This window comes from Peptoniphilus indolicus ATCC 29427 (genome assembly GCF_000227315.1).
Classification (GTDB): domain Bacteria; phylum Bacillota; class Clostridia; order Tissierellales; family Peptoniphilaceae; genus Peptoniphilus; species Peptoniphilus indolicus.
Genome location: NZ_JH165153.1, coordinates 1 through 559, shown reverse-complemented (window position 1 = coordinate 559; position 559 = coordinate 1). Strand labels below are relative to the sequence as shown.

General features: G+C 24.7%; 1 protein-coding gene. It reads left to right on the top strand.

The features are described from left to right. Positions 1-559, top strand: a 559-nt coding sequence (locus HMPREF9129_RS10450; RefSeq protein WP_004823632.1) for an ATP-binding cassette domain-containing protein, incomplete at both ends; no start/stop codon positions are given.

Sequence of the window (559 nt, the reverse complement as noted above, 5' to 3'; positions counted from 1 at the left end):
AAATATTATCTACTATTCTGCCATTTAAAAAAGGAAACATAAATATATATGGTTTAAATCTTAAATCTAAAAATTATCGAGAAATTCGTTCTATACTAAGTTATATGCCTCAAAACTTTGATTTCTTCCCTAGATTTAAAGTTTATGAAGTATTAGAATATTTTGCAATTTTAAAACTTATGGACAAAAATATTGTTCCACAAAGAATAGAAGAAGTATTAACTGAAGTAAATATGTTAGACTATAAAAATTCTTTAGCAATAAATTTGTCAGGCGGTCTAAAAAGAAGATTAGGATTTGCAATTTCTATACTAAATAAACCCAAAATACTCCTATTAGATGAACCAACTGCAGGAGTAGATCCTAAAGAAAGAATCGAAATGAGGAATAGTATAAAGAAATATTCTAAAGAACATCTAACCTTAATATCTACTCATATTGTTGAAGATATAGAAAATTTATGTAGTGATGTAATTATACTATTAAACGGAGATATTAAATATGTTGGTAAAACAAGCGATTTTATAAAAAACTCTCCAAATGTATATATTTTTAAAGT